This is a genomic window from Acrocarpospora catenulata (assembly GCF_018476525.1).
Taxonomy (GTDB): Bacteria; Actinomycetota; Actinomycetes; order Streptosporangiales; family Streptosporangiaceae; genus Acrocarpospora; species Acrocarpospora catenulata.
In genome coordinates, this window is sequence record NZ_JAHCST010000040.1 from 67,809 (window position 1) to 83,544 (window position 15,736).

The window sequence follows — 15,736 nt, forward strand, 5'->3', positions numbered from 1 at the left end:
TTTTAGAAGCGAGGAGAGCAAACCATGGTCGAAGCCATGCAGACCGCTGCTGCCGGTGCCGGCGCCCGGCTCGGCGCAGACCGCGCCTCCCGCCTGCTACGCACCCTGCTCGCGGTGGGGGTCATCGAGATCGTGGCCGGGATCGTGGTCGCCCTCGCGCCTCGATTCGGCGGCCCTCTGGTCGCCGCGTGGCTGGCCGGCATCATCGTCAACCTGGTCACCATGGGTGAGTTCTCCGACGTAGCCCTGCGCGACGTCGGCCTGCTCGTGGCCGCGGTCGCGCTGACCCTGCTGGCCTGGGACCACCACAAGGACTCGGCGTGAGCTCGACGGCGGTGGCTCCACACTCGCAGGCGCGCGATCGCCGGCGGCCGCGCATCACGCCCACGCGGCCGGAGACCGACCCCGGGGCGGCCGAGAAGGCGGCCGTGGACCTCCTCACCGCCCTGGGCCTCGACCTCACCGACGAGAACCTCGTCGACACCCCACGGCGCATGGCGCACGCCCTGCTCGAGATGACCACTGCCTCCGACTTCGAACTCACCACCTTCCCCAACAGCGAGGGGTACGACGAACTCGTGCTGGTCCAGGGCATCCCCGTCCAGTCGCTGTGCGAGCACCACATGCTCCCCTTCGTCGGCCTCGCCCACGTCGGCTACCTGCCCGGAACACGCATCCTCGGCCTGTCGAAGTTCGCCCGCATGGTCGACTTCCACGCCCGACAACCACAGACCCAGGAACGGCTGACCCAGCGCATCGCCGACCACCTCCAACAGGGGCTGCAGCCGCGCGGAGTCGGCGTCGTCATCGAGGCCGAGCACGCCTGCATGAGCCTGCGCGGTGCCCGCGCCCCCGGCGCGCGCACCGTCACCTCCGCCCTCTTCGGCCACCTACGCGACGATCCACGAAGCCGCGCCGAGTTCCTCGCACTCACCAGGAGCAAGACATGAACATCGTCGTGATCGGAAGGAGGACTGGCCCACTGTTCGTGTCGCCGGCGTAGGCCTCCAGTTCGAAGATGCGGGCGGCGGCGTGCGGCCGGCAAAGTTCTGCAGGGCCGGCTTCCCCGGGGATGGGGAAGCCGGTCGGGTGTGTTCAGGGTGTCGGGCAGGGTTGTCCGGGAGTGGTGAGTGAGGCGTGGGCATGGCTCACGATGATGTCGATGCCGGCCACGGTGGTGATGTGGATGGCGTTGACGGCGATGCCCTTGCCTGCGCCGTACGGTGTGCGTTCGTTGATGACGATCCTGGCGACCAGTGGGATGTTGATCGTCTGGTTGACCGTGGGGTTGGTGATCGTGGCGCCGTTCACCTTCAGTTGGGTGAGGTGGACTGAGCCGGTGGTGGTTACAGCGCCGGTGGAGTCCTCGGTGGCGGCGGCCTCGGCCTTGATTTCCTTGGCGGTGACCAGGCCGCCGAGCAGGCTGAGGTCGGCTGTGGTGGCGCGGGCCTTGGCCGTACGCAGGCCCGCGGGCCCGGTGACGCCGGACGCCTCGGTGGTGATGATCCCGAGCGAGCCGAGCGTGGACAGGGTGGCGCCGGCGATCGTGGCGTCGTCGGAGCCGGGTGTCACCGTGCAGGACAGGTCCGACGGGGCCAGCGGGCCGATGTTGATCAGCGGGGCGTGGACCTTGCCGCCGTGCGCATGGGCGTCGAAGGAGAGGATCGGCGGCACGAAGGTCACCGAGGCGCAGCCCGGAGCGTTGATGCCCACGCGTTGAGAGACGTCCTGGGCACAGGTCGTGTACTCGCCGGCGGAGGAGGCGGTGACCTTGACCTCGACCGTGCAGCTTGTCGCGCCCGCGGCCAGCCCGCCCGCGACGGTCACCGTGCCGCCGCCCGCCGGTGCGGTGACGGCGGGAGCGGCGCAGGTCGTGACCGGTGCGCCCGCCGCGACCTTCAGCCCGTCGGGCAGCGCGACCTTGAACGACCACCCGTTCTTCTCGCGCAGGTCGCTGGTGTTGGTGACGGTGAGGATCAGCTTCGCCGACTGCCCCACCTCGGTCGAACCGGGGGAGTAGCCGACGTCGAGCTGCGGTGTGACGTCCAGGATGCGAACGTTGTCGAAGGCGGCGTCGTTGCCGATCCCGCTCGGCTGCAGGTTGACCAGCCGGATCCCGACCTGGGACCCGTTGAACAGCACGGGCGCGTCGCTGGTGTACGTGCCGACGGCGATCCCGCTCACGACCGTCCCGGGGTTGTCGCACGGGTCGATCGGGCTGCTGAACGTGGGGATCACCGTCGCCCCGTCCAGCAGATAGAACCCGAGCTTGGCATGGTTGGTGAAGCAGTTGACCGACGCCGCGTCGACGGAGAAGGTGATGAACCGGCTGGCGGCTCCGATGTCGATCGGATTGACGGTCTCCAACTGGACCTTGTTCGCCCCCGGACTGGCGCCGTTGGTGTACGCCGTCACCGCGTGGTTGGTCGCCGGATCGTTGCCCGCCCACTGCCCGAGAACTCCCGCGAGCTGCCGGACCGAACCCCAGAACCCGGCGCACGGCACGCCGATCGGTGGCGGCGCGGCCGGGTTCGACTGGCTGGCGATGATGCCGTTGCAGGCGGTTAGCCAGGCCGGGTCGGCCGTGTAGGTCGCGTTGACCGGAGCCGGTCCCGTGTAGCCGGTGACCAGAATGGGCGTCGCGCCCTGGCCGTTCTCGAATTCCTCGCTGAACACGATTCGGGGAGCGGCTGGAATTCCAGGTGTACCGGGATCCGCGATCGCCGGGGATGCCGCCACGGTCGCCGGGACCAGGGCGAGGACCGCCAGGCAGGCCATCCTCGTACCGACGGGGAAACGGAACTGAAATCTTCGCAAGGGTATTCCCTTCGGCGCATCCGATGATGTCGAGACATGGTGAACCGACAAAGGGGGGCCTTCAGTTCCTCTACAAATTCCCTGACGGATTTATCCTTGTCAAGAAAGTATGCGATTAATGGCATTTGTGCGTTTCGAGTTATCGTGTGCGCAATTATCGCGGGTCATTCCGGACGGCTCGGGCCTCGAACGCGGCGGGGGGTGACAGAGGCGACCAGGCCATGGTCGACGACCCGGACGGTGCGTGAACTAGATGACCTGGGGATCTGCGTACGGCGGCAGCGGTGGCCAGGTCGCTTGGCAGGCGGCTTGATCGCGTATTGCCGACCGCGGCGGGCGCCTGTCACTGTTGACCCCAGATGGGCGATCGGAGCGAGGGGGCACGGGTCGCAAGGCTCCGCAGGTGGAGAAGCGGCTGAGTTACGCGAAAGATCGTCGTAATGTCTTTGGCGAGAACGATAAGAGCTCTCGCAAGAAGATCCGGCTGACGGTGAGTGGGAAGCCTGGTATGTCGCGCCTTGAGGTCAAGCGTCACAGACCCTTCTGGGACCTGACGCAAGCACCAGTTGACTTAACCCACGCTGCCCGCGTTGGCGAGCGCGCTACTCAGGCGTTGAATTACCTGGAGGGGAGACGATCGCATGGCCCTGGTCTCCCGTAGTGACTGTGAGCTGAGTGTCCATGACGGGACGTTCCTCATTGTCGATGTAGCGGGCGCCTACGACCTCGATGATTTCTCCGCTGAAGGATGGTTCCGCGCGGCCATGAACTGCTGCTTGGTGTCTGCTGATGAAGGGTACGTGAGAATCACGCTTGAGTTTTGGGATGGCGCCCCCGAAGAACAGAACGAGTCGTGGGCGGACGTCGTTTCGGGGATTTTCCGATCCGAGGCAGGGGAGATCTGCGTGGCTGCACTGTACTCAGACGAGCAGGACGGTTTCCTGCTCCTCGGAGAGCCGGACCAAGCCTGGCATGTACGGGCTCACACCCGGTTGGATGACGAGGCGGACCCACAAGAGGAGTTTCTCTTCCAGTTCTGGCCGACCACATCAAGGGCCCGCCGTCGGCGACCGCGGCCCCGGCCGCCTGGCGTAGACGGGCCGTCAATTGAGCCCGGCCCGGGATCTGCGGCACGCACTCGGTGAACGACTTACGCGGACATTCCCCCGGTCGCACAGCCAGCGCCACTTGCGCCAGCGCAGCTGGCAGGACCGTCCTGGAACCCCAGCGTCCATCCCTCTGCGACCGCTCCTTCCCCGACTACGTCGCCTGCAACATCCTGGCCACCCAGCGCCTCACCATCATCGAAACCGCATCGCGTCGAAGATCATAGAGTCGGGGGCGGGACCGCTCGTTGCGCTGTGTCCGCCTGTACGGCGGGTGCCGCACTAAGATCGCGTCCCGTGCTTTCGGATGGTTTCTGGCGGATCATCAGGGTTGGATTAGTAGGTCTGGTTCTTGCGGCGGCGGTCGCGGGCCTGGTGTTCGGCGACGCCTGGCTCTGGGTGGCCGTCGAATGGTCGCCGCCGGTCTATGTGGAGTGGTTCGCGCCCGACGGGTTTGACACCCCGACGGCTGTGGCGCTGCTCGTGGCCGCCCTGGTGAAGGCCGGGCTCCTGTGGCTGATCCTGCGTGCCCCCGTGCCTGGACCGCTGGACCGCCGGGCGAAGGCGCTGCGCCGACTGCTGTATCTGGCGGTGGCGTACACCCTCGTGCTGTGGTACCCGATCGCGCTGCTCCCCGACGCGGTCGATGCGGCATTCCAGCTCGCGCTGTGGACCGCGATCGACGTCCTCTACCTGCTCGTTATCCGCTGGCGGTCCCGCATGCTGCGCGCGGCGGCCGGAGCGATGTTCGCGGTCGAGCTGGCCGGGATGGCCAACCAACTGCTCGACGAACTCGACCTCCCAGAGCTTGGATCGGGCGACATCATCGGACTGGGCTTGATGTTGGGTGGAGTGGCGGCGATCATCATCACGGTCGTCGGGCAGCGGCGTGACGGCCGGTGGAGCCGCGGCACGCAGGTCGCCGGGTGGTTGTCGGTGGGTGTCTGCGCGCTGGCGATCCCGTTCAACATTCTCTTGGGAATGATCTCCAGCGGCCATCTGGCGATGCTGATCATGATGGACGCGGTGGGGCTCGTCAGCACCGTGTGGATCGCGGCGACCGCCCGTGAACTGCCAGCTGAGGGCCTCCCGGCGGACCTTCCGCCCGCGCGTCGGCGCGTGATCCGCGTCGCGGTGGCGACCGTGGCCGTACTGCCGATCATCGCACTGATCCACCCGGAGCAGACCCCGCACCTTACCTACACCGGCTGGTCGATGGACTGCTATGACCGGCCCAGCTTCGGCGACCTGAAACCTGCGGAACGCGACGCCGCGTTCCTGTGCCGGGCGCGGAGCACAGAGGGCGGGGTCCCGCCCATGTTCCCGGACAGCCTGTCGGACCAGGAGATCCTCGCGTACGGGCGGGCGCTGTGCCGTACAAAGGACCGCGACGAGCAAGAGGCGATTCTGACGCGGGCCGGGAGCGCGCGGCCCGCCTGGGGCGCGGACCTGTGGGACCTCGTCTACGTCTGCCCGGAGATCGTCGGCGCAACCCATCCCGAGCTGCTGCGGTCGACCACGGAGACGGAGGCGGCGAACGCCGCCTACATCGCCGAGGAGAATGCGAAATGTCGCGACCCGTGGCCCCGGACGAAGGGTGTTGTCCAGGCCACGGCCAAATACTTCCTGTTCGTCGACGGCGATCCGGGCTATCTGGTCCACGACCCCGAAGACGAAGCGGCCGACCAGGCGGTGGAGCAGGCGATGGACAGGGTCTACGACGACAGCACCCGCATCGGGGTGGCCGGCAGCGCGGTGCTCATCGGGCACGTCGAAGACGTCAGTGATCTGTGCCTTACCGTGAAGGCCTTCCGCGCCGCGCCGCCACGGCGGACGGCCGGGTGGGATCAGGTCAACGAGGTGCCGATCGTCAGCCGCAGCGGCCGGCTCACCGTGCCGGAGATGGGCGAGGGCGGAGACGTGGGCGCGGGTGCCCCGATGCCGAACCTGGCGATCGCGGGGAAGGGCCACTACCGGCTCCGTGTCTACGTACGGGTCGACGATGCAGGGGAGGAACAGCACCTGGTCGTCGTGTTCCCGGGTACGTCGAGGAAGAGGCTCAAGCTGAAGCCGTGAGCGGTGGCGGGGCGCACACTCTCCTCGGGCGGCCGGAGACAGCCACCCGGACAGATCGAGGGCCGCGCCGCCCGGACGGTGGTCGACTGGCTGGACGCGCACGGCGCGGTGTGGAAAGACCAGGTGGCCTACGCCGCGATCGACATGTGCACGATCTTGTGGATGAACGGAATGATCAGGTCCGTAGTTGATGTCGGTTGCGCATCCGGAGATGTCCCCGATGAGATGGTCGTGGGCCGCTTCACCGGGGACATGGCGGTTCAGACCGTCCGGGATAGCCCTCTTCGTTCGCTGAAGGCAAGTAGGCCGGCCGCGGCCAGAAGGAGTCCGGCCCCGCCTGCGGAGATCAGGGTGAGCTGTTCACCGAACAAGAGCACGCCGAGGATCGCCGCGCCGACCGGCTCGATCATGGTGATCACCGATGCGGTCGTGGCGCGCAACGCGGTGGCCCCGGTGAAGAACAGCCCGTAGGCCAGCGCGGTGGGAACCGCGCCGAGGTAGGCGATGAGCGTCCAGGATGCCAGTGCCTCCTCCGCCGGGAACAGCCCTTGCGCGAGGGCGAGCGGTAGCAGGCACAGGCCGCCGATGGTGAAGCCGCACATCGCGGTGGTGTACGGATCGGTGGGCGCGGTCCGGCCGAGCAGGGTCACTGCCGAGTAACCGGCCGCTGAGACCAGTGCCCAGGCGACACCGGCCGGGGAGAAGCCGAGCAGGCCGTCGCCCATGGTCAGTATGGTCAGGCCGGTTACGGCGGTGAGAACGGCCGCCATGGCGCCCCCGCTCAGGTGCTCGCGCAGGAGGACGCGGGCGCCGATGGCCACCAGGACGGGGGTGGAACCAGCCGTGATCACGGTGGCCACAGCCAGGCCCGACTCGCTGATCGCCGCGAAGTAGGCCGTCTGGCACACGGCCATCGCCACTCCCGTAACCAGAGCGCGGCCCGGGGCTGGCAGGTCCTTTCGACGGAGGAGGCGTGAGACTGACAGGAGGATTGCGGCGCCGATGGCGAAGCGCCAGAAAGAGACCGTGATGGGGCCGATCCCGCCAAAGCGGTCGAGCAGGGTGCCTGCGGCACCTCCGGTACCCCAGGCGGTCGCCGCGATTGACACGTACAGCAGTCCTTGCCGTACGGAGACATGCGTCATGGAGATCTCTCCGGTGGAAAGTGGTCGTCAATGGCCGCGTGTACGCGGGCAGCAACCACTCACCGAGCCGCATCGGCCCGGTTTCCGAAGGAGAGAAGCCGCCCGCTAGAACGCGGGCGGCGGAGAGACGACGAATCTCGGCACGGGCCAAACGTAACGGGATCTTTGAACCTCGGTCTACCGAATGGCGGATCCGTGGATGAGCTACGGACAGGTGCGGCTGCTGCTGCCTGGGTGCGCTACCGCCGGCACCTGCTCTATCGGTACTCGCTGACCTGGGAGAAGCCGCGAGGTGGTCAGCTTCGGACCAGGACGCTGCCGTAGATGGTGAAGGCGTGGACCCGGACCACGGGGGGTGAGCCGATCGAGTTGCCCTTGCGGACGTCGACTTTCTTTCGGCCGAACACGGAGAAGCCGGTCAGTTCGACGCTGACTCCGTCGGGGACGATGATCTCGATGTCTCCGAAAGGGGCGGAAGCCTTGATCTGGACTTCACCAGAGGGGACGACGGCCTGCCGGAGGTCGAGCTCGATGTCGCCGAAGATCGTTGTGGGGGTGATGGTTCCTTCGGCCCGCCACCAGCCTGTACGGGTGATGCTCGCGAAGGTGGAGAAGATCTTCCGGGGCCGCTTGTCCGCGACGGGCGCGACACTCGATGACCGTTCGGGCAGGTCGCTGACCACCTCGGCCAGTTCTCCCTGGGTCCGGGAGTTGTAGGCCGCCTCGGTACGGGTGATCAGTTCCTCCAGGGTGAGCCGCCCCTCGGCCGAGGCGGTTCTCAGGCGCTCAACAACCGCGTCCCGCTCACTGTCGGATGCGCGGACGATCTCGCTGCCGCTCATGCCCGCGAGGCTACCTCGTGGCCCGGGAGAGCGCGCATCGCCGACGTGGGCCGCGGTCAACTGGACGTCTTCTCCGCGTCCGTGTCATCGGACGTCGGTTGCAGGATCGTCGGGGTCGTTCCCTCCGGGGTCAGGGCCTTGAGGGTCACCTTGATTCGCGGGACGGTGGTGCTGATCGGGCCGGGGGTGGTGGTGAAGGTAGTGGTGGTGATGGTGTCGGTTATGTAGGGGGCGGCGATGCCCAGGCGGGTGATGCGGCGGCTGGCTGCCGCCAGGTAGTGCCAGCGGCCGGAAGGGGCCCGCCACCAGGTGCCGGAGACGAGGTCGTGGTTGAGGCGGCTGCAGTTCCAGGTGTTGGTGGATTGGCCGGTGGGCAGGGCGGTGGTTTCGCGGGCGGCGGTGGCGAGGAGGATGGCGCGGGTGGTGCTGGTGCCGTCGGCGTTGGTGAAGCGGGTGCAGAACCAGCGGCCGGTGGCGTTTTCGGGGAGGGCGCCGGACCAGAACTCCCAGGCGGTCGCCGACTGGACCTCGGTGGCGGGGAAGGGCAGGGAGCAGCCCAGGTAGGCCCAGGCGATGAAGGCGGAGGTGTCGGAGTCGAGCGGGTGCGGGCCGGAGGTGAGGGCTGGGGCGGGCGGTGGCGGCTGGTGGGAGATGGCGGCCAGGGACAGGCGGCCGAAGTCGATCATCGTGTAGGGGAGGCCGGGCGCCACTTTCGGGGCCCGTAGCCGGATGATCGGCCCGCGCCAGCAGGGTCCGGTCTGTACGGGTGGAATGGGCGCGGTCACCCCGTCCGTGACGGCGATCGTGGCCCACCGGGCGCCGAGGCGGCTCAGCACCGCTGACGAGACCTCCGCCACCCAGGGTGGGAGCAGGTATCGGGAGCCAGAGAGCTTCAGCGGGCTGGCGGCGTCGGCTTTCTGGTGGGGTTCCGGGAAGAGTTCGAGTGAGGACACGCCCTGGCTCTCCGCGTAGCGGGCGATCCGGCCGGGGTCGCGCATCAGGACCACGATCCCGCCGTCCACGCCGCCTGCGTACAGGAGTTGGGGGTCGGCGGTGGGTGGGCCGGGGGAGACGCCGTAGAGGGTCTCCGGGTGGACGGCGCCCAGCCAGGCGCGCAGGGCGCGGCCGGTGACCTGGGGGTCGTCCTTGAGGGTGCCACGCGGTTCCCAGGCGCGGAGGTCCAGGGTGGTGGTGGTCTGCCAGGTGCCGGCGGCGACGCGGTGCAGAGTGAGGGCTGGGGCGGGGTTTCCGGTGGCGTCGTCCAGGGTGAGCCAGTACGGCACCGCCGCCACCAGGAGCGCCAGGAAGGCGGCGAACAGAGCGGCGCGGCGGCGCGGGGTGTGCCTGCCGTACACCCGGGCCAGGGTGGGATCGGCGGCGGGGCGGTGGTCGCCGGGGGCGAACTCGTCCTCCAGGGCGTCGACCAGGCCGAGCGCGACGGACGGCTCGGGCACCCCGGCGGCACCGAGCACCCGCCGGGCCTCCTCGGAGGGGAGCCCTTCCAGGCGGGTCAGCGCGTACGCGGCGCGGGCCGCCGGGGGCAGGGATTCCAGGGCGGCGGTGAACTCGTGGCCGTCGCTGCGCACGATGGCCGGGACCACCTCCAGCCGCCGGGGCAGCCCCGGCCAGGCGCGCGGCCGCTGCCGGAGCGCCCGGACGAGCACCTCCTGCCGGGCGGCGGACAGATCGCCGGGGTGGCGGTGCAGGGCCCGGGCGGCCAACCGGTGAGCCAGCGCCAGCCGCCACTCCCCGCCGCCTGCTGTCGGCCGCGATTCCCCGCCGCTCGACGGCAGTCGCCATTCCGTGCCGCTCGTCGGCCACCGTTCTCCGCCACTTGGTGGCTGCCGCCATTCCGTGCCGTTCGTTGGCCGTGGTTCCCTGCCCCTTGGTGGCTGCTGCCATTCCGTTGGCCGCCGTTCCCCGCCCTCCGGTGGCTGCCGCCACTCCCCGCGGCTCGGCAGCAGCCACCATTCCCCGCCATTCGGCGGCAGCGTCAGATACGCGAGCCAGACCAGGTCGCGGTAGGGCCGGGCCAGGGCGGAGTTCCCTTTGACGGACCTGCCCACAGAAGCCCCCTCACACAGCGGATGGTCGTCACGCGACGTAGTCGTGTGAACGCGGCTCGTGCATAGTAGAGCCGGCGCCGACCCGCAGGTGGGGATGCTCAGAAAGCGTCCAATTCATCCGCTAATGTGATGGTCCCACTGCTCCAGAATCCAGGCTTCCTTCTCCGGGTCGATGCCGTGCCGCAGGATCCGTCCGCCGAACGACCGCTCGGCCACCGGGATCTCCCGCAGCCAGGCCCAGGTGTCGCGTACGGTCTCGGCCACCGGCCGGCAGACCAGTCCTTCGGCGACGGCCTTGGCGGAGGAGGGCGTCCAGACCCCGGAGGTCACCGGTCCCCGCGGCAGCCAGAGCGGCAGCTCAGACCATGGCTCCACGCTGTGGGCGACCAGGAACTCGTCCTCCACCCAGACCAGCTCGGCGTCGGAGCCGGTTTCCGCCACGCACAGCCTCAGCCACTCTCCAAACGTGATGTTGCCCGGCTCGCCGGTGGTGAAGTACCGCCCGGTCGCGCCGCGTTCGGCCTGGTCCAGGGTAAAGGCGGCGATGTCACGTGCGTCGATGAGCTGCATCGGCAGGTCGGGGTCACCAGGCGCCAGCACCCGGCCGCCGCGCTCGATCCGGGTCAGCCACCAGGGCAAGCGGCCGACGTTCTCGTACGGGCCGAGGATCAGCCCCGGCTCGATGATGAGCACCTCGCCCTCGAAGAACTCCTCGACCGCGCGCTCACAACCGGCCTTGAGCACCCCGTACTCGCCGAAGCTCGCGTCGGCGTCCGGCGGGCACTCGTGCCGGGGGGCGCTCTCGTCCAGCCCGATCACACTCGGGAACCCCGGGATGGCGGAGATGCTGGAGATGAATGTGTAGTGCGGGGCGTGGCCGTTCAGCCGTCGTACCGCGTCCAGGACGACGGCGGGGGTGAAGCCGCAGACGTCGATGACCGCGTCCCACTCCTGCCCCTCGACCAGCCGGTCGAGGTCGGCCGGAACCTCGCGGTCACCGTGTACGGCGGTGACTCCGGGCAGGTCGGGGCTGCTCACCCCCCGGTTGAACGTCGTCACCTCGTGTCCCCGGCCGAGGGCGTCCGCCACGATCGCCCGTCCCAGGAACACTGATCCACCGATTACCAGAATTCTCATAACGCCATTTTTCGCGCCATGCGGTGAAGTGCAGCTGATAGTTCGCGATCAGCGGATCACCGCAGGGCTGAATCGTCCATCCGCGATGTCGAATTCATCCGTTGATGTGATAGTCCCACTGCTCCAGAATCCGGGCCTCCTTCTCCGGGTCGATGCCGTGCTGCAGGATCCGTCCGCCGAACGACCGCTCGGCCACCGGGATCTCCCGCAGCCAGGCCCAGGTGTCCCGTACGGTCTCCGTCATCGGCCGGCAGACCAGTCCTTCGGCGACGGCCTTGGCGGAGGAGGGCGTCCAGACCCCGGAGCTCTCCGAGGCCTGCGGCAGCCAGAGCGGCAGTTCGGTCCACGGTTTCACGCTGTGGGCGAGCAGGAACTCGTCCTCCACCCAGACCAGTTCGGCGTCGGAGCCGGTTTCCGCCACGCATAGCCCCAGCCATTCCCCGAACGTGATGTTGCCCGGCTCGCCGGTGGTGAAGTAGCGCCCGGTCGCGCCGCGTTCGGCCTGGTCCAGGGTGAAGGCGGCGATGTCGCGTGCGTCGATGAGCTGCATCGGCTGGTCGGGGTTCCCGGGCGCCAGCACCCGGCCGCCGCGCTCGATGCGGGTCAGCCACCAGGACTGGCGGTCGATGCTCTCGTGCGGGCCGAGGATCAGTCCCGGCTCGATGATGAGCACGCCGCCCTCGAAGAACTCCTCGACCGCACGTTCACAGCCGGCCTTGAGCACCCCGTAGTCACCGAAGCTTGCGTCGGCGTCTGGGGGGCATTCGTGCTGGGGGCAGCTCTCGTCCAGCCCGATCACGCTCCCGAACCCCGGGTAGGCGGAGATGCTGGAGATGAACGTGTAGTGCGGGACGTGGCCGTTCAGCCGTCGTACCGCGTCCAGGACGACGGCGGGGGTGAAGCCGCAGACGTCGATGACCGCGTCCCACTTCCGTCCCTCGACCAGCCGGTCGAGGTCGGCCGGAACCTCCCGGTCCCCGTGCACGGCGGTGACCTCGGGCAGGTCCGGGTTGCTCACCCCCCGGTTGAAGGTCGTCACCTCGTGCCCCCGGCGCAGGGCGTCCGCCACGATCGCCCGCCCCAGGAACACCGATCCACCGATTACCAGAATTCTCATAACGCCATTTTTCGCGCCATGTGCTGGAGTTTCGCCGACACTTCACGATCAGCGGATCACCGCAGGACTGAACCGGGCCTCGTCCAGGTCGTGCACCCGCGCGGTGGCGATGTCGAAGTACATGGCGGTAAGAGCGAGCTTCCCGGAACGTTCCAACTCCGCAATCATGGGATAACTGCGCAGGTTGTCCAGCTGTTGGATCACGTTGACCTGGCAGAGCCAGTCCAGCGGCTCCAGCCCTTCCTGCTCCGGCACCGCCGCCGACCGGGCCAGCGAGTGCCGCCCGTGCCGCAGCCACCGCCGCACCGCGTGCAGTTCCCGAGGGGTCTCCCCGAGCAGCGCCACCATCGCGCCGCACCCCGAGTGCCCGCAGACCGTGATGGTCCGCACCTCCAGCACCCGCACCGCGTACTCGATGGCCGCCTCCACCGAGTCGTCCCCCGGCGCCGACCGGTAGCGCGGCACGAGGTTGCCGATGTTCCGCACCGTGAACAGGTCGCCAGGACCGCTGGCCGTGATCAGCGCCGGCACGATCCGGGAGTCCGCGCAGGTGATGAAGAGATGCGAGGGCGTCTGCCGCCCCGCCAGACGGGTCAGCAGCGGCCGCACCAGCGGGGCCGTGCGCCGGTGGAACTCCCGCGTCCCGGCCAGCAGCTCAGGGCCCTGCTCCGGCGCGACAGGACGCCGCCGGTACGCCCACGGCAGGAACCACCGGTCCAGCCGCTGCGGCGACTTGAACGGGAAGACCCGGCTCCCGCTGGCCGCCGCCGTGTACCAGTCGTCGTGCAGTTCGTCGATGTCGATGGTGCCGCCGGTCCGCTCGTGGTCGAGACGCCAGGCGTGCAGCGTCTCGAACGCGGCGTGGTCCATGAAGTCCACGTGCAGGTCCAGGTCCACGGCGGCCCCCGGCGGGATGGCGCGCAGCGCCTCGGTCAGCCGGGGCACGCCCAGGAAGGTGAGCGAGCCGGTCACCGCCACCCGCCACCGGCGGCCGTTCTGCTCCAGGTCCACCGAGACCCGGGTCAGGCGGCGCAGCGCGATCAGCGCGCCCAGGCCGAGCCCGATCAGGATGCCCTCGGCCAGCCCGACCACCACGACCACGCCCATGGTGACGAAGTAGATCGGCATCTCGCCGTGCCCGCGCAGGTCCTTGGCGTTGCCCAGGTCCACCATCTTGACGCCGATGAACAGCAGCAGCGCGGCCAGCGCCTCCAGCGGGATGAGCCCGATGGCGGAGGCGAAGCAGATGGTGACCACCAGCACCCAGAACCCGTGCAGCACCGTCGACCAGCGGCTCCTGGCCCCGGCCCGCACGTTGGTGGTGGTACGCACGACCACGCCGGACACCGGCAGGCCGCCCAGCGCTCCCGACACCATGTTGGCCACGCCCTGCGCGGACAGCTCCCGGTCCAGGTCGGCCCGCGGCCCCCTGTGCATGCGGTCCGCCGCCACGCAGGTGAGCAGCGACTCCACCCCGGCCAGCACGGCCACCAGCAGCACCGCCCCCGCGATCGCGTGCCAGTCGCCCTGGGGCAGGACCGGCCCGGACAGGCCGAACCCGTGGGTCAGGTCCAGCCGGGTGAGATCCCAGCCGAGCGCGGCCGCGGTCAGCGCCGCCACGATCAGCGCCGCCAGCGGGGCGGGCACCACGTTCACCTTCGGCAGCCGCCCCCAGACCACCAGCACCGCGATGGTCAGCAACGAGACCAGTACCGCATGCCCGTGGATGTCCACGATCTGCGCCGGCAACTCGAGCAGGTTCTCCAGCGCCGAGCGCTGCGGTTGCCCGCCGAGCACGATGTGCAGCTGGGAGAGGGCGATCACCACGCCCACCCCGGCGAGCATGCCGTGCACCACGGCCGGGGAGACCGCCAGCGCCGCCCTGGCCACCCGGCAGACGCCGAGCAGCAGCTGGAGCAGCCCGGCCAGCAGCGTGATGGTGCAGGTGGCGCGCCAGCCGTACACCTGGACCAGCTCGGCCACCACCAGGGAGAGGCCGGCCGCCGGGCCGGACACCTGGACCACCGAGCCGCCCAGCGCGCCCGCCACGATGCCGCCCACGACCGCGGCCACCAGCCCGGCCGCCAGCGGGGCGCCGGAGGCGACCGCGATGCCGAGCGAGAGCGGCACCGCGACCAGGAAGACCACCAACGATGCGGGCAGATCGTGGCGGAGCACCGAGCGGAGATTACTGTTCGTGAGGGATCGGTTACGCCGGGTCATGCCGCGACCCTATGACACGTCCCGACCTGGTGCTAAGAAAGAGCGGGGAAAATCAGCGGTAATAGTCGGGATAGTCGGCCTCGGGACTGCGGTGGTTGCCGCGCCGCGAACCGGTCTGGGTGGACTCGGAGGCGGTGTTCCCGTAGAGCTCGTCGTAGGACGGCCAGCTGCCGCCGGTGTTCTGCTGCGGCCAGCCGCCACTCTGCGCGGCGCCCTGCTGCGCGGCGTAGCCGTTGCCGTTGGTGTCGTAGCCGGACGGGGTGTCGTAGCCGGCCGTCTGGTACGGCGAGACCGCCGGGGAGGACCCGGTCACCGAGTCGGAGTCGTCGATGGTCGCCCACCCGGCGCTCACCTCGTAGGAGGAGGAGCCGGTGGTCGCGTACGGATCCTGCTGGTAGCCGCCGTACCCGGTGTCGTACGAGGGGGTGGTGGGCAGCTGGTAGTTGCCCGAAGTGGACCAGGAGTCGTCCCGGCGCGGCGGCTCCGGATCATCCAGCACGTCACGCGGGGCGGACCAGGCCACGGGCGGCGGGGTCGCCGGGGCGGCGGGAGCGGCCGGGGGCGTCGGCGGGTAGTTCGGCTGCGACCAGGCGGACGGCTCCTGGTAGGCGGGCGGCTCCACGGTCGGGAACGAGCCGCTGGAGCTGTTGGCCAGGCTGTCGTACCCGCCGCGCGGGATCTCGAAGGCCCCGGTCGCCGGGATCGCCCCGGCCACCGCGTCGAAGGGGCCGCTGGTCCGCGGCGGCTCGTACGAGGTGGCCCGGGAGGTCTCGAAGGACCCGGTGGACGGGCCGGACAGGAAGGGCCCGGTGGACGGGGTGACCTCGAACGCGCCGGTCTCGAACGGCCCGGCGTAGTCGGAGCGGGGGGCGGCGGGCGTCATCGGCCCGGTGGAGGATCCGGCGGGGGATCCGGCGGGGGATCCGGGGAAGGGGCTGAGCGCGTCGGGGGTGGGCGCCGCGAAGGTGACCGTCTTCTGCTCGGCCACCGCCGAGGCGGGGGTCGCCCGGAGCGGCTCCACCAGGTCGGCCAGGCCGGAGGAGCCCACCGGTGCCGACAGGTTCTGCGGGTTGTGCGCGGCCATCCCGGCGGCGGCGATCCCGGAGACGCCGGCGGCGGCCGGACGCTGCGGGAGCGCGGCCTGCACGGTGGCGGCGTTGGGGTCGGCGGCGGCAGCCGGGACGTCGTCCTCGGCTTCGGTGGGCCG

10 protein-coding genes and 1 pseudogene are annotated in these 15,736 nt (G+C 69.7%); 3 read left to right on the top strand and 8 right to left on the bottom strand.

Annotation, left to right across the window (positions count from 1 at the left end; all coding sequences use genetic code 11):
* Nucleotides 1–24 precede the first annotated feature (24 nt).
* Both KIP79_RS31030 and folE read left to right on the top strand, forming a co-directional pair.
* Entirely contained in the window at nt 25–324 is a 300-nt protein-coding gene (locus tag KIP79_RS31030) for a hypothetical protein (RefSeq protein WP_214108507.1), read from the top strand.
* Nucleotides 325–377: 53 nt separating this feature from the next.
* Nucleotides 378–950, top strand: coding sequence for a GTP cyclohydrolase I FolE (gene folE / locus KIP79_RS31035; protein ID WP_214108518.1), 573 nt, complete (start codon nt 378–380; stop codon nt 948–950).
* Between the two features lie 145 nt (nt 951–1,095).
* Here the strand turns inward: folE and KIP79_RS31040 are convergent, their stop codons facing one another.
* The gene (locus tag KIP79_RS31040; protein ID WP_214108508.1) at nt 1,096–2,817 is read right to left on the bottom strand and encodes a choice-of-anchor P family protein; all 1,722 of its coding nucleotides are present in this window, start codon (nt 2,815–2,817) and stop codon (nt 1,096–1,098) included.
* A gap of 1,361 nt (nt 2,818–4,178) precedes the next feature.
* On the opposite strand from KIP79_RS31040, the gene KIP79_RS31045 reads away from it, so the two are divergent.
* Nucleotides 4,179–5,999 (top strand): hypothetical protein, encoded by a 1,821-nt coding sequence (locus KIP79_RS31045; protein ID WP_214108509.1) that lies wholly within the window; start codon nt 4,179–4,181, stop codon nt 5,997–5,999.
* 260 nt (nt 6,000–6,259) lie between these two features.
* Here the strand turns inward: KIP79_RS31045 and KIP79_RS31050 are convergent, their stop codons facing one another.
* The 7 genes and pseudogenes from KIP79_RS31050 to KIP79_RS31080 all read right to left on the bottom strand — a co-directional run.
* Complete coding sequence (locus tag KIP79_RS31050) at nt 6,260–7,144, bottom strand: DMT family transporter (RefSeq protein ID WP_214108510.1); 885 nt, start codon at nt 7,142–7,144, stop codon at nt 6,260–6,262.
* A 296-nt stretch (nt 7,145–7,440) separates the two neighbouring features.
* The gene (locus KIP79_RS31055) at nt 7,441–7,986 is read right to left on the bottom strand and encodes a DUF1707 SHOCT-like domain-containing protein (RefSeq protein ID WP_214108511.1); all 546 of its coding nucleotides are present in this window, start codon (nt 7,984–7,986) and stop codon (nt 7,441–7,443) included.
* A 56-nt stretch (nt 7,987–8,042) separates the two neighbouring features.
* Complete coding sequence (locus KIP79_RS48665) at nt 8,043–10,052, bottom strand: hypothetical protein (RefSeq protein ID WP_214108512.1); 2,010 nt, start codon at nt 10,050–10,052, stop codon at nt 8,043–8,045.
* 114 nt (nt 10,053–10,166) lie between these two features.
* The gene (locus KIP79_RS31065) at nt 10,167–11,189 is read right to left on the bottom strand and encodes an NAD-dependent epimerase/dehydratase family protein (protein ID WP_214108513.1); all 1,023 of its coding nucleotides are present in this window, start codon (nt 11,187–11,189) and stop codon (nt 10,167–10,169) included.
* Nucleotides 11,190–11,283: 94 nt separating this feature from the next.
* Entirely contained in the window at nt 11,284–12,306 is a 1,023-nt protein-coding gene (locus tag KIP79_RS31070; protein WP_214108514.1) for an NAD-dependent epimerase/dehydratase family protein, read from the bottom strand.
* Nucleotides 12,307–12,354: 48 nt separating this feature from the next.
* Nucleotides 12,355–14,484 (bottom strand): SulP family inorganic anion transporter, encoded by a 2,130-nt coding sequence (locus KIP79_RS31075; RefSeq protein WP_308169981.1) that lies wholly within the window; start codon nt 14,482–14,484, stop codon nt 12,355–12,357.
* A 97-nt stretch (nt 14,485–14,581) separates the two neighbouring features.
* Nucleotides 14,582–15,736, bottom strand: a pseudogene (locus KIP79_RS31080) (hypothetical protein); the annotation flags it as partial.

What these genes read in the sequence shown, in the direction of transcription:
- KIP79_RS31030 (WP_214108507.1), top strand. Translation starts at nt 25, where the DNA reads ATGGTCGAAGCCATGCAGACCGCTGCTGCCGGTGCCGGCGCCCGGCTC.
- KIP79_RS31050 (WP_214108510.1), bottom strand. Translation starts at nt 7,144, where the DNA reads ATGACGCATGTCTCCGTACGGCAAGGACTGCTGTACGTGTCAATCGCG.
- KIP79_RS31055 (WP_214108511.1), bottom strand. Translation starts at nt 7,986, where the DNA reads ATGAGCGGCAGCGAGATCGTCCGCGCATCCGACAGTGAGCGGGACGCG.
- KIP79_RS31065 (WP_214108513.1), bottom strand. Translation starts at nt 11,189, where the DNA reads ATGAGAATTCTGGTAATCGGTGGATCAGTGTTCCTGGGACGGGCGATC.
- KIP79_RS31070 (WP_214108514.1), bottom strand. Translation starts at nt 12,306, where the DNA reads ATGAGAATTCTGGTAATCGGTGGATCGGTGTTCCTGGGGCGGGCGATC.